Source organism: Mesorhizobium sp. M1A.F.Ca.IN.022.07.1.1, assembly GCF_003997575.1.
Lineage (GTDB): Bacteria > Pseudomonadota > Alphaproteobacteria > Rhizobiales > Rhizobiaceae > Mesorhizobium.
The window spans coordinates 1-1986 of sequence record NZ_RZST01000576.1 but is presented as its reverse complement, the minus strand read 5'-3'; the positions used below and the strand labels follow the sequence as shown (position 1 = coordinate 1986).

At 60.4% G+C, this 1986-nt stretch carries 3 protein-coding genes; 1 reads left to right on the top strand and 2 read right to left on the bottom strand.

The window, feature by feature from the left end; all coding sequences use genetic code 11:
• On the top strand, window positions 1-260 hold a 260-nt coding region (locus tag EOA75_RS32315), incomplete at its 5' end, for a BON domain-containing protein (RefSeq protein ID WP_164747736.1).
• 48 nt (window positions 261-308) lie between these two features.
• On the opposite strand, the gene EOA75_RS32310 is transcribed toward EOA75_RS32315, so the two are convergent.
• Both EOA75_RS32310 and EOA75_RS32305 read right to left on the bottom strand, forming a co-directional pair.
• Entirely contained in the window at window positions 309-788 is a 480-nt protein-coding gene (locus EOA75_RS32310; RefSeq protein ID WP_245466815.1) for a hypothetical protein, read from the bottom strand.
• A gap of 376 nt (window positions 789-1164) precedes the next feature.
• A complete protein-coding gene (locus EOA75_RS32305; protein WP_127326097.1) occupies window positions 1165-1707 on the bottom strand; it encodes a cytochrome b/b6 domain-containing protein in 543 nt (180 codons plus the stop codon).
• Window positions 1708-1986 lie beyond the last annotated feature (279 nt).

Here is a 1986-nt window from a genome sequence, read left to right as displayed (position 1 = left end):
TGCCGAGATCAGGCGCAACGACCGCCGATGACGAGCTGATCCGCAAGAGCATCGTTGCCGAGTTGCAGAGCCATTCCTGGAGTGGCGGCGACCTTATCGGCGTGTCAGTCGACAAGGGCGTTGTCGAATTGAATGGCGCCATCTTCGACGAGCGTCAGCGCAAGGCGGCGGTCGTTGCCGCCGAAAACATCGCCGGCGTCAGGAAGGTCATCGACAATCTCTTCTGTGCCGGGCCGTTCTCGGTTGTGCTCGTGTCGTAGAGCAATGCGCAGCCAGCGAATCGCCTGGCTGCCCTCGCCCCACCAATCTCAACTCGCCGCTAAGGCCATCAAAGGTCTAAGCAGCACCAGGGCGAATACGATGAGCGCCGTGCCCGCGACCCTGTCGGCTATCTGCTTGCCTCTGCTGAGCCGGCTGCCGAGCAAGACCCACAGCGATCCGGTGGCAGACGTGGTCACCAACAGCACAGTCCAGAAGATGCCGAGCATGCGCGGCTCAGCGTCGATCGGCACGATCGCCAGGCAGTAGATGAAGGCCTTCGGATTGAGGGCGGTTGTTGTGAGAACGGAAAGGCTGTCTCCACTTTGGGATGTCTCGATCCGGTTGCTGACAATCAGACGCAGGCCGAGAATGGCGAGCCACAGGGCTGCGGCCAGCTTCAGCATCTGGATGGCATCGGACGGCATCAGCGGACGCAACGAAAACCAGCTCGCCGCGGCGATCCCATATCCGCAGGACTGCGCGAACAAAAGCGTGGTCGCCTTTCTGCGTTTGGCCGCACCCGCCATCAGAAGAGCATTCGTCGGCCCAGGCACAACGAAAAGCAGAAATGCCTCTAGAAATAATGGCGCGTTCAATCTTCCTGGCTCCCGTGGCACCGACGTAGTCAACCGAAGCGAGTTCCGCTTGCGTTGATGCGGGTCAAAAACCTCATGCGTGATCGAAATTGCTCCTCCGGCTTCGCCTTGGTGAGCTTGGCATCAGGGAGAGGTGATGCAACTATGCCCGGCAACGCGCTTGCGTGCGAACGCCGTCCGCGCGATCTTGCCACCGCAAGGACCTGAGGCTGCTAGGCCGCCGCCCGGCCACTTCGTCCGATTCAGCGCGAATTAGACGGCCGGGAAACGTCTAGAACGAAGCTGTGCAGGAGCGCTCGGTTCCCAGTCAGCGACCGAAAAGCATTCCTTTCATAACTCCATCGCGGAATAGCAGCGAGTGGACCAGCGCGGCCAGGATGTGCACGCCGACGAACGCAGAGAGTATCCAGAACAGAGTGCTATGGATCGCGATGAAGTCTCTGGCGGTCAGACCGGCAACGTTCGGCGCTGGCGGTACCGGGATGAAGCCGAAAAGGCGAGCCGAAGGCATTAGAGGCATCGGGCGGTAAGCGAACCAGCCCGATATCACCATGGAAAGAATGAAACCGTACAGGCTGGCATGAACCGAGGCTCCCGCCGATCGCACAAGCCAATGCGCTTGTCGAACAGGCGCCTTGCTGACGGCACGAACGCCCAGCCGCAGGACAAGAATGCAGAATACCGTCACGCCGATGGAGATATGCGTGGGCAGCCAGGTCATCGCGATCACGCTCGCCCCCTTCATAGGGCCGAGGGCGACGACAGCCTGCCAGGCCAACGCAGCCACCATGAGCCAATGCAACACTCTGATGGCGAAGTGCCAGCGAGCAGTTGGATGCTTCTCTGTCATCTCGGCGAGTAGACTCCGTCTGCCTGGACTAAAAGTTGGCGCCTGATGTCCTTTATCGCCTCCAAGCTCATAGGGGTCCTTCTCCTTCTCGCTTCTCTAAACCCGTAATCAACGGCCCGGTGACCGGCATCGTCGTGCTTGGCGGGGCCGTCGACACCCACGTCAGCGTCGATCGCCAAACTCTGGTGATGAATGAGGCAGGAGAACGGCTGACCGAAGCCATCGATCTCAGCAGGCGATATCCGGATGCTCGCATTTTCCTCTCGGGCGGTGCCAATC

What these genes read in the sequence shown, in the direction of transcription:
- EOA75_RS32310 (WP_245466815.1), bottom strand. Translation starts at nt 788, where the DNA reads ATGGCGGGTGCGGCCAAACGCAGAAAGGCGACCACGCTTTTGTTCGCG.
- EOA75_RS32305 (WP_127326097.1), bottom strand. Translation starts at nt 1,707, where the DNA reads ATGACAGAGAAGCATCCAACTGCTCGCTGGCACTTCGCCATCAGAGTG.